Consider the following 26,322-nt stretch of genomic DNA (forward strand, 5'->3'; position numbering starts at 1 on the left):
AAAGGTAGGAGGTAGTTTATGTTTAATTTGATTTGGATTGTCGTCGCCATTGTTGCATTTTTACTTATCGCACTTATTGCTGTCTTTATTACGAAATACCGCACGGCTGGTCCTGATGAAGCATTGATTGTGACTGGAAGCTACTTAGGAAGCAAAAATGTTCACATTGACGAATCAGGAAATAAAATTAAAATCGTCCGCGGAGGTGGCGCATTCGTTCTCCCTGTGTTTCAGCAAGCGGAACCACTAAGCTTGTTGTCAAGCAAACTTGAGGTATCAACTCCTGAAGTATATACAGAACAGGGAGTTCCAGTCATGGCTGATGGTGTATCGATCATCAAGATTGGCGGTTCAATCACCGATATTGCCACAGCAGCGGAGCAATTCCTGGGTAAATCCAAAGATGACCGTGAACAGGAAGCGCGGGAAGTCTTGGAGGGACACCTTCGTTCCATCCTTGGATCGATGACAGTCGAGGAAATTTATAAAAACCGCGAAAAGTTTTCCCAGGAAGTACAGAGGGTAGCCTCGCAGGATTTAGCTAAAATGGGACTCATCATCGTATCATTCACAATAAAAGATGTCCGCGATAAAAACGGATATCTTGAATCCCTTGGTAAGCCAAGAATCGCACAAGTGAAAAGGGATGCCGATATTGCTACAGCTGAAGCAGAGAAGGAAACGCGAATCAAGCGTGCCGAAGCTTCGAAGGAAGCCCAGCGTGCCGAACTTGAAAGGGCAACGGAAATAGCCGAAGCCGAGAAAATCAACAAGCTGAAGGTTGCGGAATACCGTCGCGAGCAGGATATTGCCAAAGCACGAGCTGACCAAGCTTACGATCTGGAAACCGCCCGCTCCAAACAGGATGTAACCGAGCAGGAAATGCAAATCAGGATCATCGAACGGCAAAAGCAAATCGAGCTAGAGGAAAAAGAAATCCTTCGCCGTGAAAAGCAATATGATTCCGAAGTGAAGAAAAAGGCGGATGCCGACCGTTATGCAGTCGAGCAGGCAGCCTCCGCTAACAAGATGAAACAGATTACAGAAGCGGATGCCGATAAGTATAAAATCGAAGCCATGGCAAAAGCCGAAGCGGAACGCGTTCGCATGGACGGTCTTGCTAAAGCGGACGCACAAAGGGCACAAGGTACGACAGAAGCGGAAATCATCCGGTTAACAGGGGTAGCAGAGGCCGAAGCCAAGCAGAAGATTGCCGAAGCATTTGAACAGTTCGGTCAGGCAGCCGTCATGGATATGATCTTGAAAATGCTTCCGGAGTATGCCAAACAAGTGGCAAGCCCGCTTAGTAATATCGACAAGATCACTGTAGTGGATACAGGTGGAAGCGGTGCGAATGGCGGGGCCAATAAAGTGACTGGATATGCAACGGATTTAATGGCCACATTGCAGGAGTCATTAAAGGCATCTTCGGGAATTGATGTCAAAGACTTGCTTGAGAATTTCTCTGGAAAGAGAAATTTACCATTTACAACCATCAGTCAGGATAATGTCGAAGCGAACATGAATATGGCAGCAGGCAAGGAAGAATAACAGAGAAAAGGTAAATCATTCTGTTCGTCAAATAAAATAAAATAAAAGCTGTTGCAAAAGACAAGTAAATATTTAAATAACAAAAAGTATTGAAGAATTAACCATTAATAGCAATAGGCGAAATCATACAAGAAGAAGCAACAGATATACAATCTGTTGCTTCTTTTGTTTAAGTGCTTTTACATTTATTGTAAACCCGAGGGGGTATTCATAGTTGTTTCCGTTTACAATAGGGCCATTCCCATCTGCAAAGAAGTTTGATGACGGGTCAATGTTAGCCACAACTCCCAACTCAGAACTGTTCATTTAATGAACAACATTCAAATATTTGAGTTTGACACTGAAAAAGAAGCTAAAGAGGCTTTCAGGGAAAAGCAAGGTTGTAAATCCTAACAGAAGTAATATATTTTAATGATTAGGAATACTACACAATAAATAAATAAATAAATAAATAAAGTTTGAAAAAAGTTAATCAGATATAAGAAAAAATATTATGTTAAACAAACAAATACGGTTCCCATCAGATTTATAACTATGTTCTTCCACTTATTAACGTTTTAATAGTAACAAGGTGCGGATTTACGGTAACAACTTCAATGTTTTGTTCAAATAACCATTTTGATAGATTCAACCAGTAATGGTAGGTTCCATGCCCACGATGGCTGTGTCTAAACGGTTTATTCGTTTAAGTTCTTTAATCCAAATTAGAAATATAGTATACCCCTCATTGTTATTTTCAAAGGTTAGAGGATGACCGACCACAATTCCTCGATAGTTAACAGCTCGAGCAACATGAAATTGTTGTGCAATATCAATTACTACAACAAGATGACGATTCGTGATTCTTTCAATTAGTTTGATTTTGTTTGTTTTGTATTTTAAAGTTCATAGTAGAGCTTCCTCCTTAAGATGAGTTTTGGTTTGTGTGTACTCTCATCATACTGAGGAGCTCTGTTTTTTTTTCAAAGCCGATATTTAACGCTCTACAGGAATGCTAACAGGTGGGTTTGTTCATTAAAGATGATGCAATTGATAGAGTGGTAATTTTTATCGTCTCATAAGGCAAGAATGCTCTTTGCAATGAGATACAATAAATAAAAGCCTCTAAGATGAACCTAGAGGCTTTTATTCTCTAATTATGTCTGATGAACAGTAAGAACCGTAACAGAGAATAAAATGGGATGCATTTAATTATATAATATATAATGTGATTTCGAAGTTTCTTGAAAATATCTATAACGTCTCACTTATTTGGAGTAGCCTCATAATTCATAGGAGATTGAGATTCTATGTTTCTAACAGGTCATATTTGCACCAGAACCTTTTAGCTTGAGTTTACAGATTCTATCTGGGAAATAACTAACAGCCTAAATTGTTTAACGCAACTAATAGTTACCTATTAGGAACTGATCTTTCAAATGTTTTAAGAATGTTTTAGTAGATTTCGTAATCATTCTTTCTTTCAATCTTACCCATCCTATGGATATTGATGTATTGGAATATTGCAATAAATCAATTGGGATGATCTTCCCAGATGATATATAAGGATTGTTTCTTAAGAATATGTCAGAAGTAGCGGAAATGACTGATCCTTCTGCAACAAATTGTCTAATCAAATTAACGTTATTTGTAACACACAATACATTCATTTTCCCGTAATTTTTTAAAAAATTATGCATTTCCTCTCTCATTTCCTTTGAATCATATAAAATGATAGACTGATTGAGTAAATTTTGGGGCGTCAAGTAATCTTTAGAAGCCAATGGGGAGTCTTTACTTACACATATTTTCGCTTTACTATTTAATAATACCTCAGAATCTAATTCCTCATCCTCTATTATCTGTTTAGTGATATACGTGAGCCCAATATCAACCGATTTTTTTTTGATTTTTTCAATAATGATATGTGAAGGAGCTTCTTTTATTTCAATTTGGATGTGTGGGTTGTCCTCTTTAAAGGACGACAGGCTTTTAAATATAGATTCTATAAGAAGTGGATATACAGATATTTTCAGATCTTCAAGCACTTGACTCGATTGTATTTTTGCTGTTTTCCTGAATTCTTGAAGTTTGATTATTACCTCATACGCTTTTTCAATTACAGTTTTTCCTTCCTCAGTTGGCAAAGCCCCTGACCGTGACCGGTTAAATATTTTGATCCCTAATTCCTCTTCAAGTTTTCCGATTGATTTACTGATACCGGATTGGGTTACATGAAGGTTTTCTGCAGCAACAGAAAATGAACCGGTTTCTGATATTTCTACGATATATTCCAATTGCTCAATATGCATGGATCATTCCCCGTATCCTTCTATATATTTTATTATGAATCCTTGTTCCCAAAAATAGATCCTGTTCAATACAGAATCATCTTCTCCATGTGAACTTTTTTTAAAATGTACTTTACAATGGGTACACTTTAAATATCTGGCTGACCTTATAATACGAAAGGGTGCGTTTCTTCACCAATGCAACCATAGATTATAGTATCCCTAAGTCCATTAAAATGCCAAAAATCCTTAATTTTTGATCGAAATCAATGATTTTTTTGTTTAATAATCGCAGCTTACTCTTGCGATGAGTGGAGGGCATGTATCCCAAACAGAGGAGGAAACCAAGACCTTTGGGAGATCACAAGAAATGGTGTAGAAGGGTTTGCAAGAACTTATGACCAACTTGTCCATTACTTGCTTTCTATATATGATTGTTAGTCATGTTTATCATGATTAATAGCTATTTTATCAGATTGTAATTAATTGGTACACTATATTTGTGAATATATTGAATATTCTAAAAAATATAAAGGGTAGGAGGTTTGCACTACCAATATAATATTTGTTTTTTTCGATGCTTACAGTAATGATGTACAGTTTGTTCGGTAGAAGAATAGCTGAGAGAAAAAGCCAAAAACAAATGGAAAGAGGGAATAATAATGAAAATTACAAATAACATACTGGCGTCTAATTATGTTGACCCCAAGGAGTTGCCTTGGGTTCCGACTGGATTAGGTGGTATGGAAACAAAATTATGTAAGGTAAACCCAATAACAGGTCAATATATTGTGCTTTCCAAAAGCCCTGGAGGTGATCAAGACGTGCCTGCCCATCTTCATCATGGCACTGTAATTGTCTATACTATTCAAGGTAAATGGAAGTATATTGAAGATGAATGGGTATCAGGACCAGGGGACGTTGTATTTGAACCTGCTGGTTCACTGCATAGGCCAGTGGCTATGTCTCAAGATGAAGATATAATAACATTTGTTGTCATTGATGGCGCACTGGAATTTAAAGATGAAAACGGTAACACCTTATTTACCAGCAATTCGCAAACAGTATTGGAGAAATATCACGAATATTGTGCGGAAAACGGTATCAAACCGGTTGATGTAACAATATATTAATTCAATCCATATTCAATACTAGGATGCTAGTGTCTTTCATCTCATAGGGCAATTGTCCTAATGGTAGATGGTCTGAAATAACAGTCGATGAGGTCGTTCATAGGGAGAAATACTCCATCTTTAAAACAACAAAGTTGGTAATAATACACGATTTTTAAAGGCAATATATCATGCCTTCAAAAATCGTGTACAAGAAAGTGCGAGATGAGTACTCAATTATATATGTAAATATATTAATTCAATTTTATCGTATCAGTAGCATTGCATTAATTAAATCAGAGGACGAGAAACACTGGGAATGTTCAATTTTAAACCATATAGACAATAGAAAAGGCCAGGCGATCCCTTTCCAAATCCAATATAAAGAACTATACATTAGGACAAGTATACTAATTTCATTTGGTAAATAGGTTTCACCTGTAAATCTTCAAAAATAGTCATGACAAGTGTAAACAGGAACCTTGAAAAGGATGAAAAAGGAGAATGAAAGTATGGAATATATGGATATAACCATTGCTGGTAGTGGTGTTTTAGGAAGTCAGATTGCCTTTCAAACGGCGTTTAAGGGATTCAATGTAACAGTATATGATATTGATGATGAAGCATTAGAACGTGCAAAGGTAAGAATCAGAAATTTAGAACAGCGTTATCAAGAAGATTTAGGAGCTTTAGAGGAAGAAGTGAATTCGGCTTATAATCGCATTTCTTTTTGCAGTGTTTTATCGAAAGCTGTGTCCAATGCTGACCTCTTGATTGAAGCCATTTCTGAAGTAGTTCAAATTAAAGTTGATTTTTATAAGGAGTTAGGGAAAGTTGCACCTGAGAAGACCACATTTGTGACAAACTCCTCTACATTATTACCAAGCCAATTTGCGGAAGCGACAGGACGCCCAGAAAAATTTTTGGCTTTACATTTTGCAAATGAAATTTGGAAAAACAATACGGCAGAAATCATGAAACACAAGGAAACCGACATGAAAGTGTTTGATGAAGTGATTGAATTTGCAAAAGCGATTGGTATGGTGGCTATACCCCTATACAAAGAACAGCCAGGATATATTCTAAATACTTTATTAGTTCCGTATTTGGAGGCTGCTACGTGTTTGGTGATGAAAGGGATTGCTGATCCTGAAACGGTTGATAAGACTTGGATGATAGCTTCTGGTTCTCCTATAGGTCCGTTTGGTGCTTATGATGTTATTGGTTTTAATACTCCATACAATGCCCTTCTTGAAAAAGAAAAAGCTGGTGATAATCAAGCTGCTGAAGTTGCTGAGTGGTTAAAAACAGAGTTTATCGATAAAGGGAAATTTGGAAAAGAATCAGGAGAAGGATTCTACAAATATCCCAATCCTAATTACATGAAACCAGATTTTTTAAAAAGTTAAATAGTAGAGTTATTTATATACTGACTAATCAGCATTGGTATTTTAGTGAAGTTGACTGGATACTTCCATAATTCTAAGTATGGGCGATGTATTTTAACTCCCTTCTCGGGAAATCTGTCATCGCTATCCTTGGGGAATAAGATGCCTTAGCCCGATTAAGTCAGCAGGCTGGCAGTAGCAAATATGACCCGGTAATACCGAATGGGATTGGACATTATCGATGGGTGGGTGGTCACAGCGATCGACGGTGTAGAAGCGGCCGGTTATTCCGCCATTGTTGTTACACTAGATACCCCGATGATCGCATGTCGAGAGTTTGATCTTGCAAATACGTATTATCCATTCTCGTTTGAAGAAGGACTCGGTAACTATTTGAATGATCCTGCTTTTTGTGCAAAGTTACAGAAACCGCCTAAAGAGGATATGAGAGGTGCGATTTCCCTTTGGGCGCAGAATTTGGAGATACCAGTCTGACATGGGAAGACTTAAAGTTTCTCCGTGATCACACGAAATTACCAATCTTGTTGAAAGGAATTCTTCACCCTGGAGACGCAGAAGTGGCGTTAAACTACGGCGTGGACGGTTTAATCGTATCTAACCATGGTGGGAGGCAGGTGGATGGGGCGATAGCGGCACTAGATGCGCTGCCAAAAGTGTGTGACGTTGCCCAGGGAAAAGTTTCTGTACTATTTGACAGTGGCATTAGACGCGGTGCAGATATAGTAAAGGCATTGGCTCTGGGGGCGTCTACTGTTCTCCTGGGAAGATCTTATGCCTAAGGATTGGCATTAGCAGGTGAACAAGGTGTCCAACAGGTTATTCGGAATCTCATCGCTGATATGGATTTAACAATGGCCCTTTTCGGCAGAAAATCTGTGGTGGAGCTTGACCGAACCCATTTGGTAGAGGCCAAAATTTAAGGAGGATAGATAAAATATGGTAACAAAAAATTTTAAAGAACCACCGACTTTCAGTTCTGTTGAAGAAGAACGGAAACATACCAAACAACGTCTTGCAGCTGCTTTTCGCTTGTTCTCCAAATTTGGATTTGATGAAGGCGTAGCCGGTCATTTCACGGCAAGAGATCCGGGAGAAAAAGATTGTTTCTGGGTGAACCCGTTCGGCATGCACTTTAGCCAAATCAAGGCTTCTGATCTGATCCTGGTTAATCACAATGGTGATGTGGTAGAAGGGGAGAGGCCTGTTAATCGGGCAGCGTTCACTATTCACTCCCAAGTACATTCTGCACGTCCGGATATTATTGCTGCGGCCCATTCGCATTCCGTATACGGGAAAACGTGGTCGACCCTGGGACGTTTGCTCGACCCCATCACGCAGGATGCCTGTGCCTTTTACAAGGATCATTCGGTGTTTGATGATTACACAGGTGTGGTCCATGACCTTGAGGAAGGAAGACGTATAGGCAAAGCGCTTGGTCCTCATAAAGCGGTTATCTTGCGTAACCATGGTTTACTCACTGTTGGGAAAACGGTAGATGAGTGTGCATGGTGGTTCATCACAATGGAACGTTCCTGTCAAGCGCAACTAATGGCGGAATCAGTCGGTAATCCTGTACTCATTGACGAACATCATGCAGAGCGTACAAGTAACTATGTCGGATCTCCGCAAACGGGTTGGTTTCAGTTCCAGCCTCTATGGAGTCGAATCGTCAAAGAACAGCCTGATTTATTGGAATAGCCATTTCTTAAGTTGTTGTGAGTTCACTCACAGATGTCGGAGTATACGCCGACCACTTCTTTAGAATAAAGTTTATTAAACGAAATGTCGTAAAGATTTCGTTTAATATAAACCATCTTTTAAAAAAACATGATTTAAAAAGGAGGACCTATGGTAATAAATAACTGGCATCAAAAATTAGAAGACTTGTACGATCAAATGGTGGAATGGAGAAGGTATTTCCACCAATATCCTGAGCTTTCTTTTGAGGAGGTAGAGACACCAAAACTTATCGCGAAAATTCTTACTGATTTAGGAATTGAGGTAAGAACTAGTGTGGGCGGCCGCGGCGTTGTCGGCATCATTCGAGGGGGGAATCCTGGGAAAACAGTGGCGCTAAGAGCGGATTTTGATGCCCTGCCGATACAGGATGAAAAGGATGTACCTTATAAATCTAAAGTTCCCGGTGTCATGCATGCCTGCGGACATGATGGGCATACAGCTACACTGCTTGGTGTTGCTAAGGTATTAAGTGAGGTTCGGGAAGAATTGTCTGGAAATGTCGTTTTAATCCATCAGCATGCGGAAGAAAAGGCACCTGGAGGAGCTGTTGAGATGATCGCCGACGGATGTCTGGAGGGAGTAGATGCGATTTTTGGCTATCACCTGGCATCACCTGCTCCCCTCGGATTTGTCGGAACAAGAAAAGGACCGGTGATGGCTGCAGCAGATTCCTTTGAGGTAACGATTTATGGCAAGGGCGGACACGGATCTGCCCCACATGAAACGGTTGACTCCATCATTGTTGCAACACAAGTGATCAATCAACTTCAGCTGTTGGTCAGCCGTCAAGTAGATCCAATAAAAACAGCCGTTCTTTCTGTTGGTTCCTTCCATGCTGGTGTTGCTAACAATGTCATTTCTGACAAGGCCCATTTTACTGGGACGGTACGGTCCTTTGATCCGGAAGTCAGAGATTATCTTGAAAGAGAGTTCAAAACAATCGTTGAAGGAGTTTGCACTGCTCTTCACGCAAAGGCAGAGATTCGATATGAGCGCGGATATTCTCCTGTTGTCAACCATGACAAAGAGACAGACCTTTTCTTTAAAGTCGCCAAGGATCTATTAGGAGCCGACAAAGTGGCGGAAATGCCTCCGATAACGGGGGGGGAAGATTTTGGAGCTTATCTTGAGCATGTACCAGGAGCATTCTTTCATGTAGGGGCTGCTAATCCAGATGGCCGCGAAATGTTCACACACCATCATCCGAAATTTGATATAGATGAGCGAGCCTTGGTGATTGCTGGGAAAACGATGTTAAGTCTGACTTACCATTATCTTAACGAACACCAGAAAACGTTTCTTGATGATTCAAAAAATGGTTTACTTTCGCAAATTCAATAGATGCCTATTTAGCCAATATACTTTTATAAGTTCATCCAACCTTTTATTATCCATCATGTTTACCAATCAGTGTAACTAAGTTGCTATCCAATACTCCAAGATGAGACAGAATATTCCTAAAAAATAAAAGTTTAATACGAAATGTTTGGTGAGTAAATGGGCCCTTATTTGAAGTTGATCATGTGAAAATTACATTTCAATCAGATAAAAAAGAAGTAATCTCCGTTGAAGATGTGAGTTTTACTGTCAATCCCGGTGAAACAATCGGTATTGTTGGTGAATCTGGGTGCGGAATGAGTGTAACCTTATTGTCGATTATTGGTTTGCTCGGAAAAAATGGCAAAGTAAAAGAGGGTCAAATCTTATTACAAAAGTAACGGAATCCCGCCTAAGAGAAATAAGGCTCCTGAAATATCGATGATTTTTCAGGAGCCAATGACTTCCTTAAATCCTGTTTTCACTATAGGTAATCAAATAATCGAAGGAATCAAACTCCATTTAAAAATGAATTCAAAGGATGCAAAAGAATACGCAATAGAAATGTTAAACAAAGTTGGGATTCCCAGAACGGACGAAATGTTGAAGGAGTACCCTTATGCATTATCTGGAGGGATGAGGCAAAGGGTATCTTATCCATCAGTTTGTGGAAGAGGTAATCCCGGGAGGGGCAATGCCCATGATTGAAGGGGGCAGATGTTTATTGCATTGGTTTTTAATTATCCTTCAAACAGTATTATTAATGCCGATTCTATGAATCAAGTAGAAGCTTAGTGGAAATCAATTCGTTTTGTAGGCTGAATTGGCTGATAAACTAGAACCCCACAAAAGCATTGTCATTAGATTTTGATTACAGAAAAATAAGAGGTGATCATATGTTTGCTGATGTTGTATTTGTAAATGGACAAGTCATTTCCGTCGATTCAGACAATCGGATCCTAGAAGCAGTTGCCGTTAAACGTAACCGAATTGAAGCTGTCGGGACGAACGAGGAAATCAAACATTGGATCGGAGAGCGGACCAAGGTGATCGATTTACAAGGTAGGAGTCTTTTGCCCGGATTTATCGATTCGCATTTGCATCTGATCGGTTATGGAAGAACAAGGTTGGCGATTAATTGCAAAGACGCTTCTATCCAATCGAATGTAGATATTATCGGTAAATTGCAAAGGAAGGCGGTGTCTACTCCTGCGGGAAGTTGGATCGTAGCAACAGGCTACAACGAAAGGGCTATGTTAGAAGGACGGTATTTGACCCGCCATGAGCTGGATGATGAGGTGTCGACGGAACACCCGATTCTAATTATACGAACATGCGGCCACATTATGATTGCGAACAGTAAAGCGTTGGAATTGGCAGGCGTAAACGAACAGTCGGTCGATCCGGAAGGTGGAGTGTTCGGTCGGGACGAGTCCAGGAGATTAAACGGGCTACTCGTGGAAGCAGCCATGGATCCGGTAAAACATGCCATGAATCCGACGGAACAGGACTTGGCCAGAGCGGCGGAAATCGCTTCGCGCGATTTCGTATCGTTAGGCATTACGACAATTCATGATGCCGGTGGGTTCGAGCCGGTCAATATGCGCATCCTGCAGCAATCGGTTCGTTCTGGTCGCTTAAAGGTTCGGGTGTATGCAATGGTCGTTCACGAGCCTAACTTTAACCGTATGAGACAGACGTGCCTGTCGACTGGGCTCGGCGACGAGCGGTTTCGTATCGGTCCGGCGAAAATTTTTATAGACGGCGCCTCAAGCGTGCCGACGCTTGCGACGCGTCAGCCGTATGAGACCAATCCTGAAGACAGCGGCATTCTGTATTACACGCAAGAAAATATGAACGATGCTCTCATCGCAGCCCATCGCGACGGTTATCAAATTACTGCTCACGCCCAGGGTGATTGGGCGATCGAGATGTTACTGAATACGTTCGAAGAAGCGCTTAGGCAATATCCGCGAGACAATCACAGACATCGAATCGAGCATGCGGGTTTAGCAATGCCCGATCTCATCGAGCGAATGGCTAAATTGGGCATAGTGACCGTTCCTAACCCGAACTTTTTCACCGAGTTCGGAGATATATACATTAAGCACTTCGGCGCTCGCAGGGACTATTTTTACCCAATTGGATCCTGCTTGAAAGCGGGAATTGTTGTAGCAGGTGCCTCGGACAGCCCGGTCTCGAACTGCAATCCGCTTATCGGCATTCATGGGGCGGTCAACAGACTGACGCCGTCCGGCACGGTAGTTGGGGAAGAGCAGAAAATCTCCGTCATGGAAGCGATTAGGATGTACACCTGGAGCGGAGCCTACGCAAGCTTCGAGGAAGATCGAAAAGGAAGCATCGAGGTAGGGAAATTAGCCGATTTGGTTGTGCTAAACGACCGAATATTAGATGTAACAATCGACAGTATTGATCAATTAAGGGTTGAAATGACGATGATTGACGGGGAAATCGTTTACGAGCTGGGGAAATCCCCGGATGCAGATGATGAGTTGGAAGAAACCGTTAATTTCATTATGTAAAGATTCAACTGCTCAATATCATTCTATTATTAAGTATTAAGGCTATGTTAAAGAATAGTGTTGATTTCCTGTTGTCAGAGTATCAGAAAACCAGAGGATAAAGACTTTTATTGTGTCTGAAATTTGCAGGATTTTAGGATTAAAAAGTTTGATAGACGGCAGAATGGAAAATTGTTCACGATTTAAAGAAATGCACTTGAGTTAAGTATAGATAGCTATCGCCAGGATATGTACGAAATTGGCAAAGAATAAAGGCGTCTCTGATCCAGAGGAAATAAAAATCAGCCGTCTTTTTAGAAGAAAAGTTATCATGATGCAAAATATGATATATACAATTCATCCCTTCCAAACAGGAACGTCTCGTTATTGGGATTACAAACATGATTGAGCCTTGTGAGCATCAATTATGATATTTTGACCCAATTATCAACACTAACTTTAACAAAGCCGTTATTTTAAAAGAAAAATGTAAAGAAAATATAGGAATTTGATTAAGTGTAATCTGAATTATGAATAAAGGAGGTTTTTATGAACAAGAAATGGTTTATTTTAGCACTGTTATTTTTTGGTTGGGCACTCGGGAATCTCGATCGATTTGTCATGAGCTATGCGATTGTCGACATCTCGGCAGATTTATCTTTAAAAGCAACAACACAGGGGTTTGTTCTTAGTAGTTTCTTCTTAGGATACGCCATTATGCAAATGCCCGGGGGATGGCTAGCGGATAAATTTGGTTCAAGGAAAGTAATCACGAGTTCAATGTTATTATTGTCCCTATTTACAGGTCTAACTGGTGCTGTAAATTCATTCATGATGATAATAGTGATTCGCTTCTTATTTGGTCTTGGGGAAGGTGGCTTTATGCCAGCGTCTACAAAAGCAATTTCGACTGTCTTTCCTGAGCAAGAGCGTTCTCGGGCACAATCGATTCTACTATCAAGCGGTGGGATAATAGGGATTTTAACACCGATTTTTGCTACCTATTTAATGGTTTCTATTGGTTGGCGCTGGATGTTTTTTCTCATGGGAGGCTCCGGTATATTGTTTGTAATACTTTATTTTTTCTACTTTAAAGTTCCGCACGTGACAACAACAGAAACAGGACAACCACTGCAACAAACTGAAAATCCGTTAAAAGTTGTACTTAAAATTCCATTATTGTGGAGTTTGTTTTTTTCGTCTTTTGCAATTTATACTATTTCTTGGGGACTTATTTCTTGGCTGCCAAGTTACTTATCAAAAGAGCGAGGATTAGATTTAGTTTCAATTGGTTGGATTCAAATTATTCCGGGCATTGCTTCATTTGTCGGTATGTTAGCTGCCGGTTACATTATGGATTTAATGCCAAAAGGTAAAGAGAAATATCTTGGAATCGTTATTACAGGTATTATGGCAATCCTAACGTTTTTCATGTTTTCTGCTTCAAGCATTGTGGTTTTTATCATTTGTGAAACTGTTGTAAGCCTGTCCGGTGCAATAGTCATTATTTTATTAAATGCACTATTACTAAAAAATATACCTACTGCAGTTGCTGGTTCTGCTATGGGCTTTGTTAATGTGGGTGGCCAGTTAGCTGGTTTTATTGCACCTATGGTCATCGGCTTCATTGTTGACAAATCAGGAAGCTTCGATTTAGCCTTCTGGATGTTAATAGCGGCCGCTGTATTATGTATGATTACAATCAGCACAATTCGTACAAAGAAAAAAATAGAAAGGCCAGCCTTTCAAGAGGCAGGATTTTAAGGAGGTTCATGAACTCAAACAGCTAATTTCACTCAATTAGTGAAAGAAATAATTGAGCAAAAAAAGATTCATTTCGTTCGTGTAGCGATTACATTTGGGGAAATCCGGAAATTCACTTTGGAGAAAAAATCATCCAAAGCACTAGCTGAAGCATTAAAACAAGAAGGCTTCACTGTAGAATATGGCGTTGCGGGACTAGACACTGAGTTTATCGCCTTGTATGGTTCAGGACATCCAATTATCGGTATTTTAGGCGAATTCGACGCGCTTTCAAGTCTAAGCCAACAAAAGGAGCAACTTCACATGAACCAGTAGTAATAAACGGAGACGGTCCTGACCACGGTTGTGGACATAACTTATTAGGCACTGGTCAACGTTAAGGGGTTCTGGATACAAAAATAGCCACTTCCACTTCCCAGAGCTTGCTTCAGCGAGATGCAATCCTGCATGACGAAGGAGCGCATTCCCATGAGCGAACCCACTCAGATCTCCAGCTTCTCCTAAGATTGCCGCCAGGGAAATCTCGCTGATTCCTTTAATGCAAGTATTTGCTTAACGAATGGAATCTGTTCCAAGACGTTTGTGACTTAAAGGGATTTTTAGTTGCTGCAGCTATAAGTTTCTTTGCCTTTGTATTTGCCCACTTACTTGAACGACTTGTACATAATTTATCGGTTTTATTACCTAATGCTTCTTCATCGACTACCAAAACATCTTTAGATGTAGGATATTCTAAAAAGGTTAGTATAGAGACAACTGAATATAAGCCTCCAAAAACCCCATGATACCCAGGGAAAACCTGATCAAGAACTGCTTGAAATTGAAGTTTCGTTTGTACATATATACCCGTTACATTCTCGTGTTGTCATGTAAGATTACGAAGGTAAGCATCAATCACATCTGTCTTTACCTTTCGTAGTGATGAGCTCTTGCTCGATAGGAGACAAGTGGGTTAATGATAATTAGTAAATAACCTCTTTCCTCTAAATGCTGAACAACTGGAGTATGATAATGCCCAGTAGACTCTAAAACGCCCGGAGGTCGAATTCCTGTTAAGTTTTCTATCTCTCTAAGATATCGGTGTAAGCTCTCTAGCCCTTCAATGGTATGTCCTACTTTAAAACTTCATTTATAAGGCTTCTTCTTATCCAAGTACGCTTGAACCTGACTTTCACCTTTAGCTACATCCAGACCAACCACTGGATTCATTTTTTATCTCCTCCAAAAACATAATATTTGCCGGTAACCCCTAATCCTTCTTGTAGTATCATAGCTTCGCTTGTTATACGAGATCTTGGTCCCAACCAGCCAAATCATGTTTAAGCAAGTAGGGGGCGAACTGTTTAGTTGACGGGATCTTAAGCCCCACGGGCAGGTACGTTCTACCTCAGCTACCGTTATCATATATCGATATAAAAAATGGTCAACCAGAAATATTTTCTGGCTGGCCTTATAATACGACGGGGCAGGTTGGTTCATTAAGGAATGGTATCAACCGTACTGGTTCCGTAATGATAATAAGAGGGTCTTTTTGTATGGATTCCAAGATATCATTGTTGAGTACCGTGAGTATTCACAAGATACTGCAGAATTTGTAACGAAGTTTTCTTTAGAGGGAACAGATCGAAGGTTTGCTAGTATTGGTTCACCAAATGTTACAACACCAGTAGGGTGCCCGCCATTTAATGATTACACAGCAAAACACGAATTATATTTTGATGAGGGCCTATCTGAGAAGTTTAATTTTTCAACAGATATATTCCAACCGCTGCAAGCTGTATATGTTAAAACAATACTAAAAACAGCAGGGGATCAAGTACCCACCTTAAGAGAAATTGAGTTACCTTACCGCCATGAAGAAATAATCGAATAAAAAAAAATAAGAGCATCCTAATAGGATTGCTCTTTTTTCCGGTTATAAGAACCTTTGCCTTTTTTGTTTTTAATAACACGAGTGGAGGGGTCAAACGCCCAACGCATCCGGCTATTTGTCATTTCACCAATTGTTTTCTTTTTTGTTTTAATCATTGTATATATTCCTACTTTCATAGTTTATCCGAACAAAATTCTAGCTTTGCACACCTTTGTTTTTTCTTGCAATAATCGAAGCTACAACTGCAAAGGGAAGTAAAAAGAAAGCCAGTATTCCATATCCAGCTCCTACAAACCCTCTAATGTACACAAAACCAATGTAAAACAAAATAATTGAAGTTATAACGGTTAATATGCCTGGTAATAGCCTTACAAATAAAGAGAGGTTTAATTTCCTAAACCACCAAGATAAAAGTATCACCAGTATCCCTGGAACACATGCAATAAGAAGTGGAACTCCCAACATCATTTTGTAACCTCCTCAAAATACTTATGTATCATATGCAAATAATACCAGAATAAGTAAATTATTTCTTGGTTTTTTGAAATATGAAAAAGACAGCCGGGGGTGGCTGCCTTCTTCGATGTGTGAGGGAGGAAAATAAAATGTCGAACTAAGGTAAAGGTAGGTTTAATCAAGTTGTATTCACGGGAGGTGTGAAGGTAAAACTTGTGAGGTAACTTACATTCTTAATAAAACCTATTAGACGTTAAACGTCAATCGGTTTCAAACATTTAGTAATAGAGAAACGAATTTAGGCTTTATTAAAAAGAAAAAATAAACAACCAATTGGATGACTTAATACTTTAACTTAGTAACGTATTTAAAGCCAAGTTTTTTCTTTGGACCTACTAGTCAACGTATTTAAATCAACTATGCGGAGAAATCTCGTTTTATTTTTGCTAGGTAGGATGGTTTGTTGAATGCAAAATCATACATTTTATCGACAAAATAAGATTCATTCATCGTAAATGACACTATCAGCAATATAATATTCACTTATATTTTCAACCAACACATTTGGATTCCTCACTATAGCAACTTCAATAATTTTCTTCATTAACTCCTAACATATTCTGTTTAATGTTAAATTAAATACCTTTTCTGACAAAGACGCATTGTAATAAAATTTTGGGTCAGGTGATTTAACCGTTTTATTTTCTTGTATGCTAAAAAGCTCATCAAAAACGATCATTTTTAGCATGAAACTAATGTCATTTCCACCGTAAAAAAATTCTTCTAAATAACAGCGGTTAGTATATCCTGTTCTATAGAACGTCCGTTTCTATATATCCTAGTTCATGAGAAATTTGACTGGCAGTTTCTTTTGTTTTCTTTCGAATAGTTTCTTCAACTTTCTCCTGCATTCTCGTATTCGGACCACTTACAGTAAGCGCAGCGACAACCTTATCCGTATAGTCAAGTACAGGATAGGAAATACCTATTGTTTCTTCATCCTGCTCACCCTTACTAATGGAATAACCATTACACCGTATTTGTTCAATTTCCTTATACAGAATTTCTTTATTTTTAATTGTATACGGCGTGAATTTAGTAAAAGTCATTTTTTCCAGAAGAGTTTCACGATCTGTCTCGGGCAAATAAGCAAGCAACAATTTTGGACCGGAACCGATATATAACTCAGAACGTTTCCCAACCCTTGTATGCAGCCGTACCGCTTGGCTGCTTTCTACTTTTTCGATGTATACAGCTTCATCTCCATCGAGTATAACCAGATGTACAGCTTCATTAATGTCAGCACAAAGTTCTCTCATCCAGGGCAAAGCAATGGTACGTAAATCTAATTGTTCTGAGACTATATTACCTAATTCAAGCAGCTTTAGACCCAAACGGTAGCGAACATCTTGTTCGGTATTCTTTGTCTTTATCAAAAAACCACATACCTCCAGAGAGGTAAGGAATCGATAGGCTGATGGCTTTGGCATATCAGATTTTGTTGCTATTTCACTTAGTGTTAACTCTTTTTTTTCTTCTAAAAAAAAATCCAGCAACTTAAGTGCTTTAATTACACTTTGGTTCATATTTCCCCCCCCTTAAACGGTTCATATCTATCAAATATTTAATCATATTTTAAATGGTGTTTCAAATATCGAAACGATTTTTTTGTAATATTATGATAAATAGAAATTTATTAAAAATGAAAGAAAGGTAAAGAACAAAAATATATAACATTATTTTACAAAACTTTTGAATATTTAGTTTATTTGTTTTATTATTAAATTATAAAAAAGAAATGCCGTTTCAATAATTGAAATGAAATATAAAATTCCCTTTTGAATATTGAATTGGGATTGCACAGAAAGGAGAAAAAATGTTTATAAAACCGAAGCGTGTTAAGAATGTCCCCCCTTATTTGTTTAATGAGATTAATAAAAAGAAACAAAATTTAATTGAGCAAGGAGTAGAAATAATTGATTTAGGCATTGGATGTCCAGATCTGCCTACTCCACAGCACATTGTAGATCGATTAATTGAGGAAATGAAAGACCCGGATAATTTTAAATATCCTGGATACAGTGGTTGTCTAGAATTCCGAAAAGCGGTGGCCCAATTTTATAAAGATCGTTTTAATGTTGACTTGGACCCAGAGACGGAAATTCTTGCACTAATCGGTTCAAAAGAGGGAATCTCTCATTTTATTACTGCATCAATTGATCCAGGGGATGTTGTATTGCTTCCAGACCCGGGATATCCCACATATCGAACGGCTACTTATCTGGCCAATGGCATTCCTTATAGTATGGCGCTATTAAAAGAAAATGGATATCTACCGGATTTTACATCAATTCCCTTGCAAGAAGTCGAAAAAGCGAAGCTAATGTTTTTGAATTATCCGGGAAATCCAACGGCCGCTACAGCGGATTTAGCTTTTTTCCAGGGAGCCGTGGATTTTGCTCGACGTAATCAAATGGTCGTTGCACATGATGCTGCATATCAAATGGTTACATTTAATGGATATACAGCTCCAAGCATTCTGCAGGTAGAAGGCGCAAAGGAGATTGCCGTTGAGTTTGGTTCTCTTTCAAAGACATATAGCATGACAGGGTGGAGAATTGGGTACGCAGTAGGAAACAAAGAAGCTCTTCAATCGCTATCGGTTGTGAAGAGTAATATGGATACAAGCCAGTTCCTTCCCATTCAAAAAGCTGCTGCCACTGCACTTGTGTCTGAACAATATTGCGTAGAAGATTACAATCAGATATATATAGAGCGGATGGAAGGAATGCTTGCGGCGCTTCGGGAAATAGGAATTGAATCCGATACACCGAAAGGAAGTTTTTTTATCTGGGCATCTGTACCAAAAGGGTACACTTCTAGCGAATTTGCAACCAAATTACTTGAAGAAGCCGGTGTAATTGTAACGCCCGGCGGAGCATTTGGAGAATACGGAGAGGGATATTTCAGAATCTCTTTATCCGTACCAACTGAAAGATTGTATGAAGCAATACATCGAATTAAAACAAAAGTAACGATTACTGATTAGTTCTGCGCTATATATGAAATGCTATTTCAAATATTGAAACTAAAGAGGAGAGAAAAACAATGGGAAAATCGATGAACGGAGCACGTGCAATTGTAGAATGTATGAAACTAGAAGGTGTTGAGCATGTTTTCTGCGTTCCCGGAGAAAGTTATTTACCTTTAATGGATAGCATTTATGAAACGGAAAGCATTCAATTGATTTCTACACGTCATGAAGGCGGTGCCGCTTTTATGGCTGAGGCATACGGGAAAGCGAAGCGTAAACCGGGTGTCGCCATGGCGACGCGGGCGGTAGGTGGTGCCAATTTAGCTATTGGTATTCATACTGCTTACCAGGATTCCACGCCTATGGTTGTTTTCTTAGGCCAAGTCCATAGTAAATTCCGGGGCAGAGAAGGGTTTCAAGAGGTAGACTTGGATCGTTTTTTCGGTCACATTGCCAAATGGACCGTGGAAATTAATGATGTAGAACGTATGCCAGAACTTGTTCAGCGGGCGTTCCGCATCGCAAAGAGCGGGCGACCGGGACCTGTTGTCATTGCTCTTCCGGAAGACGTTCTCGTAGCAGAAGCGGAAATGAGCTTTGGACCTGTTACCCCAGTTCCGGCACCACGTCCAGGTACGCAAGAGATCGTATCCGTTCAACGACTACTGGAACAATCAGAGCGTCCGGTTATTCTTGCTGGAGGAGGCGTAATTGCAGCAAATGGAGAACAGGCGTTGCGTAAACTGGCAGAAAAATTTGAGATTCCAGTAATGTCGTCATTCCGTCGTCATGATGTGTTTCCTAATGATCATGCGTTGTATGTCGGTCACTCTGGACTTGGCACATTTGTGCCTATACTCGATACGCTTCGTCAGGCTGACCTAGTGCTGGCAATTGGCACACGTTTATCTGAGGTTACAACACAGGATTATAGCATTCTAAACCAGGAACAGAAATTGGTTCATATCGATATTGAAGAGGAGACACTCGGTAAGGTGTATAGTCCACATGTTGGTATTGTTGCTGATGCAAGGGAAGCACTAGAAGAATTACTTGATATGAATGTGGACAAAAGCTGGTCTAAATGGGCAAAAGAGAGGAATGAAATATATAAGCATGCTGGAGACGGAGTGGACGCGGAGAAGGAGCATAGTGTAGATAATAAGGAAATTATTCGAATTCTTCAGGAAACACTTCCAGAGGATGCAATTATTACGAATGATGCCGGTAATTTTGCAAGTTGGTTACACAATTTTTATTCCTTTAACCGTTCTAAAACATATATTGGTCCAACATCTGGTGCGATGGGATATGGTTTACCAGCGGCTTTAGGTACCAAACTGGCAAATCCAGATAAAACGGTCGTTTCATTATCAGGTGACGGTGGTTTTATGATGACGACACAAGAGTTAGAAACGGCAGTCCGTTACAATATTCCAGTGATCGCACTTGTATTTAACAATAGTATGTATGGAACGATTCGCATGCATCAAGAAATACACTATCCGGAGCGAGTGATCGGAACTGAGTTAAGTGATGTGAATTTTTCTTCTTTAGGGGCTGCCCTAGGAGCTCAAGCTTTTAGGGTAACAAAGGATGAAGAATTTAAAGATACGCTTGAGCGTGCACTTAAATCTAAAGGAGTAACACTCATTGAAATCATGACAAATCCTGAGCGTATTTCTGTACAAGCAACCATTAATTCTATACGTGAAAAGTCGACGCAAAAGGCCTAAACAAATACACTCATATACAGAAGAGAATTCTTCCCTAGTAGAGCAGGGCTTTCAGTCTTAATGTATAATTTCCCCAAAAACGGCTGGACCTCATAGGTATCTAATATTAAAACTATTAAGGAGGTAAGTTATGAATAAAAAAGGTTTAATATGGCAAATTGTCGCCGGGATGGTGTTGGGGCTTTTATTGGGATTTTTGTCTAAGCAATATGGTCAAGCCGTAAAGCCTCTTGGTGAGATTTTTATTAACATGATTAAAATTGTTATTATCCCTCTTGTATTTTCAGTTATTGTTTCAAGTATTGCCGGCATGGGGAACTTGAAACGGATGGGCAAAATAGGATTCAAAACAATCATTTATTTTGAGATTTTAACGACGATAGCCCTAGTTGTAGGATTAGTTGCCACTAATTTGGCTCAACCTGGTGTAGGTATCGATAGTAGCCAATTGGAAAAGGCCGATATTCAGCAATATACGCAAACAGCAGAAGACACCAAACCTATTGACGTTTTAATCGGTATTTTTTCACCTAATCTTTTTAAATCATTAGCGGAAGGGAAAATACTTCCTGTTATATTCTTTGCTGTGATGTTCGGTATCGCGCTGGCTTCCACAGGAGACAAAGGAAAAATTGTGCTGCAATTTTTCCAAGGGGTTTCGGAAACGATGTTTAATTTCGTCCACCTTGTAATGAAGTTTGCTCCGTTCGGTGTTTTTGCCATAATGGCTAATACCGTTGCGACCTTTGGGTTTAAATCTCTCATTCCGTTGGGCAAATTACTAATCGTTAACCACATTACGATTATAGTATTTATTGTAATTATATTTGGTTCCCTCGCATGGCTTTTAAAAGTAAATTTGTGGACACTGATTCGCAACCTAAAAGAGGAATTAATTATTGGTTACGTTACTGACAGTACGGAAACCGTAATGCCACAGCTTATGGATAAAATGAATCGATTTGGATGTGATCGCTCTGTAGTATCTTTTGTCATTCCTACTGGATACACATTTAATTTAGACGGTTCAGCTTTATATCAGGCAATGGTTGTTCAAGTTTATCGCACAGTTATATGGTATTGATTTAACACTTATGGAGCAGTTTACGATACTTCTTGTATTGATGCTAACATCAAAGGGGATTGCAGCTGTACCTGGGGCATCATTTGCTGTTTTATCCGCAACGCTTGTCGCTGTTGGATTGCCGGTAGAAGGTCTAGCTTTGGTTCTTGCAGTCGATAGGCTTATGGATATGGCACGCGGAATCGTCAATATTATTGGGAATGCATTAGCAACTATCGCCATATCCAAATGGGAAGGATGTTTTGATCATAGAAAAGCCGTATTGTTCAAAAATTTTCCGGTCTTAGTTGAAAAAGGAACTGGAACTTCAGTTGATTAAAAAGAATCATACTCTTTAACCTGTTGAAGAATTGACACAGAAGGTTGCATAGAAAAAGTTGTTTAAAAAATGAAAAAGACAAAAGGATCTAACCATAAATGGGTTAGATCTTTCTTTGTATGCGTTTGCATGGAGAGGAAGAGTGCTAGGGGGATGATGAATAGATAGAAAAATAGAACGGACAGTGATTTTATTAACATTGTCCGTTTGATTTGAAGGAGTTGTGGCTGCTTCTTTGTATAGATTTGGTATCAGTCTTACCGTTGGAACAGAGAGGGAGATTCGGAAATACCCTTCTCCACCGGCACCGAAAGCAGATCCAGGGGTTACAACGATCCCCAGCAGGATAGCATTCCTGTAGTTCGTTATTTTTCAGCTTTGAAAAAAATAGGGCTCCTCAGTAAGATAAATTTCTCATCCTTTAAAGTCTGAGCTGTTTGGATTTCTATCTATCTATTGATTGTTGAAATTATTTCTGTGAAGTAGTAGTGGAGAGGTACACTGATAATATTGAGTATTTACAGTGGGAATGATATTGGAGTTGGAAAGCATGTATGTTTTATTACATATTTCATATAGGATTTTCACTAGACTTAGAGCTTAGAAATAGTGAAAAAATTAAGCACAAGGCGCTGGCTGATAAAAAGAAGAGAGCATCTGTAAACTACACAGATGCCCTCCTGATTTTCTCCAAAATCCATTATTAATCTCGTATTTCCTTACAATGAAGTATTTAATCTACCGGACGGTCATCAAAATCATAGTCTACCTTGCCAGGAGCTACATGTGCATTTGTTAATGCCGGAGTTTCCGGACGGGCAATTTGGTAGACACTGGCACCGACAATTTCAGCAGCTTGCTGCAATTTTTCTTTCGATATCTTATCCAGTGTATCTGTAGGCTGGTGATACCAAGGCTCTACAGGGGAATGGATAAACAAGGCGGATGGAATGCCAAGCTCATGGAATGGTTGGTGGTCACTCCTGCCCAGCTGCCCATAAGGAATCGCAACATCCATCGTTCTGGCACCTGCTGAGGAGCCCAGGTCCGTAACAAGGTTTTTCTTTCCATCAATGGTATACATAATCAAACCGCCTGCAGGATTATCCTCGCCAGCATCACGTCCGCCTATCATATCCATTTGGAAGTGAGCCACCATGCGGTCTACATCCTCTTTGGGAAGGGAATCTGCATAGTAGGATGATCCAACGAGCCCTCTTTCCTCAGATCCGAACGTGAGGAAGCGAATTTCAGTGTCAATTGGCGTTTTGGCCAGGATCCGTGCCAGTTCCAGGACAGCTGATACACCCGAAGCATCATCGTTTGCACCAGGGCCGCCCGGGACAGAATCATGATGGGCTCCAACAGTCACGATTTGACCATTATCTTTATTGGCTTTTGGTTTTAGGGAAGCGATGACATTGTAGGATGTCTTTTCGATCCTTTCAGCTTTTCCCACTTCCAGAGTGGACGTGATTTGTTTAGTTTTAAGCTGTTCGACCAACTCTAACCCTTGGGCTTGGGTAATGGCTACAGCAGGTATATTTTGCCCCGCTGATACTTGTCCGAAATTATTTCCTGATGGTGAGTTGTTGTACATTAAAACGCCAACCGCTCCTTTGTTTAGGACATTCTGAACCTTTTCAACAAAGGTAATGTCCCCACGTTCAACTAGTGCAATTTTCCCAGATACATTTTCTCCAACTTCCTCTGGCTTTGCTTTTCCAACATTAACAAGTTCGGCCGTTACCTTTCCGCTGATACTGCCGCTAAGGGCACGCGGTGTTCCTCCTAAATCACTGTCACCAATTTTCACTTTTACATTTTGCACCGTATCATAGATGGGAAAAGGCTGAATCTTTGTTTCAAAACCAAGACTCTTAAACTGACTTTCTATGTATTTGACTGCACGGAGCTCACCTTCTGTACCAGCAGCCCTCGGTTGCTCTGATAGATAGGCAATCGTATTATACATATTGTCCGCACTAATTTTTTTGATAACTTTGTTATCAAAAGCAGTGTCAGACTGGGCATTTGTTGCCCCGTTTATTTGTGCAAATACTGTACCAGTTGATAGAACCATACCCGCAGCTAATAGTACGGTTAGTGATTTTTTATACATATAATCCCTCCTTATTCATAATATTCCTAATTATGCATTTATCTGAATAGTTTGTAAATGAGTCATTAGTCTTTAAATTCCATCTATCAATCGGTTTCTGACACCCGCTCTCCCTTAAGATTATGCCGCAAAGAAAAAGCGATCCTTCTTAATGAAGAATCGCATCATGTATTGAAGCCGTTAATAAATTGTATTTTAAAAAAATGATCAAACATCAAAACTACCAACCTCATATTAACCTAACTTTTGAAAAGCAATATGATTCCGAAGTGAAGAAAGGCGGATGCCGATAAGTATAAATCGAAGCAATGGTAAAAGCCGAAGCGGAACGCTTTCGCTTGGACGGTCTTACAAAAGCGGACGCACAAAGGGCACAAAACGTGTCAAATAAAGGTATCTTTAGGATAATGGAGTTTTATTGAATAAGGATTTATTGAATATCGAGAGTGAGATTTAAAAGGATTATAACTTTTAGGTGGTATATTTTGATTTCATCAGAATTTCGTTTTGGTAAAGGTTTTTATAATAATCTTTAACCAACAACATGAAAAATATAGTCATATAGGCAATAGGTTAGTATAGATACACTTAAGTATTTTTAAGAACAAACCGTAGTAAAGTAAATAAAATTCTATGTCAAATACCTATTTTAAAACTTTTTATAAAAAACCATTCACATACCATAGAGGGGTATAGTATTATGCTATTAAGGAGGTGAAGCATGTCGATGAATTCAGAAAGTCTTGATAAAATTATTGAGATCGATCTTTCTGCTCATCAGACGGTGAAAGAAAGAGCCATCATTCAGATAAAGTGAAAAATAATTTAGTAACAAGATTGAATTGAAGGACAAATTCGAGGAATAAAAGGATTAATTGAAAAGGATACGTATTGTGATGATGTCATTATTCAAATATCTGCGACTCAATCAGCTTTAAATAGTGCCGCTCGTGAAGTCATGTGTTCTAGAAAAAGTTCAAGAAGGGGATACGGAGATTTTAGATGAGGTAATGGTGACAATACAAAAATTAATGAAAAAATAAAAGGAGACTAAGTGATGTGGAAAAAATGACCATTAACGTAAAAGGAATGTAATGTGGGCATTGCATAAATTCAATTGAAGGCAATGTAGGCGAATTATCTGGAGTAACCACTGTTAAAGTAAACTTAAATTCTGGAACTGTTGGTGTTGAGTTTAATCCGAACGAAGTTAGTATCGATAAGATCAAAGAAACAATTGATGACCAAGGTTATGATGTACAATAAAATTAATACAGAACGTGCAGATTAAAGCACGATTTCTTTCAGAAATTCATATACTATACAGGGGTATGGTTTTTTAGTTATTAAAATAGATCATCTGACATAAAATAAGGAGGAGTAAGAAATGGAGAATGTAGTATTAACAGTGAAAGGAATGTCATGTGGGCATTGTATAAATTCAATTGAGGGAAATGTAGGAAAATTAAATGGTGTTCATTTTGTAAAAGTTTACTTAAATGAAGAAAAAGTAGAGGTATCATATAATTCAAAAATGGTTTCTTTAAAGGGAATTACTGACGTTATAGAAGATCAAGGTTATGATATACAATTATATTAATAAGAACGTGCTGATTAAAGCGCGATTTCTTTCAGAAATTAATATACTATACCAGGGTATGGTTTATGTTATTGAGGTAGCATAAATTAAGGAGGACAAAAGAATGGAGAATGTAATATTAGCAGTGAAAGGCATGTCCTGTGGGCATTGTATTCACTCAATTGAAGGGAACGTAGGAAAAATGAAGGGAGTTTATTTTGTTAAGGTTCACTTAAATGAAGAAAAAGTAGAGGTATCATTTGATTAGAAAGTAGTTTCTTTAAAGGGAATTACTGACATTATAGAGGGCCAAGGTTATGATGTAGAGCTGAGTAAATTACCTAAAGATCAAAGTTGTTACTAAGGAATTGAAAAAACGTGCTGTCTAGTCCCGGCACGTTTTCTTCCCTAAAATATACCCCACTATAGTATGT

The 26,322-nt window shown here is 39.1% G+C and carries 23 protein-coding genes and 5 pseudogenes; 21 read left to right on the top strand and 7 right to left on the bottom strand.

Annotated elements, in window-relative coordinates:
• Positions 1–18: 18 nt before the first annotated feature.
• Complete coding sequence (locus N0M92_RS14380; RefSeq protein ID WP_260286404.1) at positions 19–1,551, top strand: flotillin family protein; 1,533 nt, start codon at positions 19–21, stop codon at positions 1,549–1,551.
• A 565-nt stretch (positions 1,552–2,116) separates the two neighbouring features.
• On the opposite strand, the pseudogene N0M92_RS14385 reads toward N0M92_RS14380, so the two are convergent.
• Positions 2,117–2,440 (bottom strand): annotated as a pseudogene (locus N0M92_RS14385) (IS110 family transposase); the annotation flags it as partial.
• 496 nt (positions 2,441–2,936) lie between these two features.
• Positions 2,937–3,842, bottom strand: coding sequence for a LysR family transcriptional regulator (locus tag N0M92_RS14390; RefSeq protein ID WP_260286405.1), 906 nt, complete (start codon positions 3,840–3,842; stop codon positions 2,937–2,939).
• A 641-nt stretch (positions 3,843–4,483) separates the two neighbouring features.
• Between N0M92_RS14390 and N0M92_RS14395 the strand changes: the two genes are divergently transcribed.
• The 12 genes and pseudogenes from N0M92_RS14395 to N0M92_RS14450 all read left to right on the top strand — a co-directional run bounded on the left by N0M92_RS14395 (position 4,484) and on the right by N0M92_RS14450 (position 14,000).
• A complete protein-coding gene (locus N0M92_RS14395) occupies positions 4,484–4,954 on the top strand; it encodes a 2,4'-dihydroxyacetophenone dioxygenase family protein (protein ID WP_260286406.1) in 471 nt (156 codons plus the stop codon).
• Between the two features lie 491 nt (positions 4,955–5,445).
• The gene (locus N0M92_RS14400; RefSeq protein ID WP_260286407.1) at positions 5,446–6,342 is read left to right on the top strand and encodes a 3-hydroxyacyl-CoA dehydrogenase; all 897 of its coding nucleotides are present in this window, start codon (positions 5,446–5,448) and stop codon (positions 6,340–6,342) included.
• A 201-nt stretch (positions 6,343–6,543) separates the two neighbouring features.
• Positions 6,544–6,816, top strand: coding sequence for a hypothetical protein (locus N0M92_RS14405; RefSeq protein WP_260286408.1), 273 nt, complete (start codon positions 6,544–6,546; stop codon positions 6,814–6,816).
• Positions 6,786–7,262, top strand: a pseudogene (locus N0M92_RS14410) (alpha-hydroxy-acid oxidizing protein). The gene N0M92_RS14405 and the pseudogene N0M92_RS14410 overlap by 31 nt, the downstream one beginning before the upstream one ends.
• Before the next feature lie 16 nt (positions 7,263–7,278).
• Complete coding sequence (locus tag N0M92_RS14415) at positions 7,279–8,040, top strand: class II aldolase/adducin family protein (RefSeq protein WP_260286409.1); 762 nt, start codon at positions 7,279–7,281, stop codon at positions 8,038–8,040.
• Between the two features lie 150 nt (positions 8,041–8,190).
• Positions 8,191–9,423: a M20 metallopeptidase family protein gene (locus N0M92_RS14420; protein WP_260286410.1), complete on the top strand. Its 1,233-nt coding sequence runs from the start codon at positions 8,191–8,193 to the stop codon at positions 9,421–9,423.
• Positions 9,424–9,605: 182 nt separating this feature from the next.
• The gene (locus tag N0M92_RS14425) at positions 9,606–9,800 is read left to right on the top strand and encodes an ATP-binding cassette domain-containing protein (protein WP_260286411.1); all 195 of its coding nucleotides are present in this window, start codon (positions 9,606–9,608) and stop codon (positions 9,798–9,800) included.
• A 58-nt stretch (positions 9,801–9,858) separates the two neighbouring features.
• A complete protein-coding gene (locus N0M92_RS14430) occupies positions 9,859–10,107 on the top strand; it encodes a hypothetical protein (protein WP_260286412.1) in 249 nt (82 codons plus the stop codon).
• A 188-nt stretch (positions 10,108–10,295) separates the two neighbouring features.
• On the top strand, positions 10,296–11,942 hold the full coding sequence (locus tag N0M92_RS14435) for an amidohydrolase (RefSeq protein ID WP_260286413.1): 1,647 nt from the start codon (positions 10,296–10,298) through the stop codon (positions 11,940–11,942).
• A 238-nt stretch (positions 11,943–12,180) separates the two neighbouring features.
• The gene (locus N0M92_RS14440) at positions 12,181–12,330 is read left to right on the top strand and encodes a hypothetical protein (RefSeq protein ID WP_260286414.1); all 150 of its coding nucleotides are present in this window, start codon (positions 12,181–12,183) and stop codon (positions 12,328–12,330) included.
• A 140-nt stretch (positions 12,331–12,470) separates the two neighbouring features.
• Positions 12,471–13,685, top strand: a complete 1,215-nt coding sequence (locus tag N0M92_RS14445) for an MFS transporter (protein WP_260286415.1) — start codon at positions 12,471–12,473, stop codon at positions 13,683–13,685.
• Between the two features lie 39 nt (positions 13,686–13,724).
• Positions 13,725–14,000: a hypothetical protein gene (locus tag N0M92_RS14450; RefSeq protein ID WP_260286416.1), complete on the top strand. Its 276-nt coding sequence runs from the start codon at positions 13,725–13,727 to the stop codon at positions 13,998–14,000.
• On the opposite strand, the pseudogene N0M92_RS29455 reads toward N0M92_RS14450, so the two are convergent.
• Positions 13,974–14,263 (bottom strand): annotated as a pseudogene (locus N0M92_RS29455) (transposase); the annotation flags it as partial. The gene N0M92_RS14450 and the pseudogene N0M92_RS29455 sit on opposite strands and share 27 nt — an antisense overlap.
• A gap of 953 nt (positions 14,264–15,216) precedes the next feature.
• Here N0M92_RS29455 and N0M92_RS14465 point away from each other — a divergent pair.
• Positions 15,217–15,558, top strand: coding sequence for a hypothetical protein (locus tag N0M92_RS14465; protein WP_260286417.1), 342 nt, complete (start codon positions 15,217–15,219; stop codon positions 15,556–15,558).
• A gap of 17 nt (positions 15,559–15,575) precedes the next feature.
• On the opposite strand, the gene arfA is transcribed toward N0M92_RS14465, so the two are convergent.
• The 3 genes from arfA to N0M92_RS14480 all read right to left on the bottom strand — a co-directional run bounded on the left by arfA (position 15,576) and on the right by N0M92_RS14480 (position 17,600).
• Positions 15,576–15,713 (bottom strand): ribosome alternative rescue factor ArfA, encoded by a 138-nt coding sequence (arfA, locus tag N0M92_RS14470; RefSeq protein ID WP_260286418.1) that lies wholly within the window; start codon positions 15,711–15,713, stop codon positions 15,576–15,578.
• A gap of 40 nt (positions 15,714–15,753) precedes the next feature.
• Complete coding sequence (locus N0M92_RS14475; protein ID WP_260286419.1) at positions 15,754–16,026, bottom strand: YesK family protein; 273 nt, start codon at positions 16,024–16,026, stop codon at positions 15,754–15,756.
• 800 nt (positions 16,027–16,826) lie between these two features.
• Positions 16,827–17,600 carry an IclR family transcriptional regulator gene (locus N0M92_RS14480; RefSeq protein WP_260286420.1) on the bottom strand — a complete coding sequence of 258 codons (774 nt, stop codon included), beginning with the start codon at positions 17,598–17,600 and terminating at the stop codon, positions 16,827–16,829.
• Between the two features lie 290 nt (positions 17,601–17,890).
• Here N0M92_RS14480 and N0M92_RS14485 point away from each other — a divergent pair, with 290 nt between their 5' ends.
• The 3 genes and pseudogenes from N0M92_RS14485 to N0M92_RS14495 all read left to right on the top strand — a co-directional run bounded on the left by N0M92_RS14485 (position 17,891) and on the right by N0M92_RS14495 (position 22,187).
• Positions 17,891–19,063, top strand: a complete 1,173-nt coding sequence (locus N0M92_RS14485; protein ID WP_260286421.1) for an LL-diaminopimelate aminotransferase — start codon at positions 17,891–17,893, stop codon at positions 19,061–19,063.
• Between the two features lie 59 nt (positions 19,064–19,122).
• Complete coding sequence (locus tag N0M92_RS14490; RefSeq protein WP_260286422.1) at positions 19,123–20,784, top strand: thiamine pyrophosphate-dependent enzyme; 1,662 nt, start codon at positions 19,123–19,125, stop codon at positions 20,782–20,784.
• A 130-nt stretch (positions 20,785–20,914) separates the two neighbouring features.
• Positions 20,915–22,187 (top strand): annotated as a pseudogene (locus N0M92_RS14495) (dicarboxylate/amino acid:cation symporter).
• A 733-nt stretch (positions 22,188–22,920) separates the two neighbouring features.
• Here the strand turns inward: N0M92_RS14495 and N0M92_RS29330 are convergent.
• The gene (locus tag N0M92_RS29330) at positions 22,921–24,309 is read right to left on the bottom strand and encodes a M28 family peptidase (RefSeq protein WP_311202559.1); all 1,389 of its coding nucleotides are present in this window, start codon (positions 24,307–24,309) and stop codon (positions 22,921–22,923) included.
• 771 nt (positions 24,310–25,080) lie between these two features.
• On the opposite strand from N0M92_RS29330, the pseudogene N0M92_RS14510 reads away from it, so the two are divergent.
• The 4 genes and pseudogenes from N0M92_RS14510 to N0M92_RS14525 all read left to right on the top strand — a co-directional run.
• Positions 25,081–25,352 (top strand): annotated as a pseudogene (locus N0M92_RS14510) (metal-sensing transcriptional repressor); the annotation flags it as partial.
• Between the two features lie 64 nt (positions 25,353–25,416).
• Complete coding sequence (locus N0M92_RS14515; protein WP_260286484.1) at positions 25,417–25,575, top strand: cation transporter; 159 nt, start codon at positions 25,417–25,419, stop codon at positions 25,573–25,575.
• A 121-nt stretch (positions 25,576–25,696) separates the two neighbouring features.
• Positions 25,697–25,909, top strand: a complete 213-nt coding sequence (gene copZ / locus N0M92_RS14520) for a copper chaperone CopZ (protein WP_260286423.1) — start codon at positions 25,697–25,699, stop codon at positions 25,907–25,909.
• Positions 25,910–26,012: 103 nt separating this feature from the next.
• Positions 26,013–26,156 carry a cation transporter gene (locus N0M92_RS14525; protein WP_397443856.1) on the top strand — a complete coding sequence of 48 codons (144 nt, stop codon included), beginning with the start codon at positions 26,013–26,015 and terminating at the stop codon, positions 26,154–26,156.
• Positions 26,157–26,322 lie beyond the last annotated feature (166 nt).

Source organism: Peribacillus aracenensis (assembly GCF_025175645.1).
Taxonomy (GTDB): Bacteria; Bacillota; Bacilli; order Bacillales; family DSM-1321; genus Peribacillus; species Peribacillus aracenensis.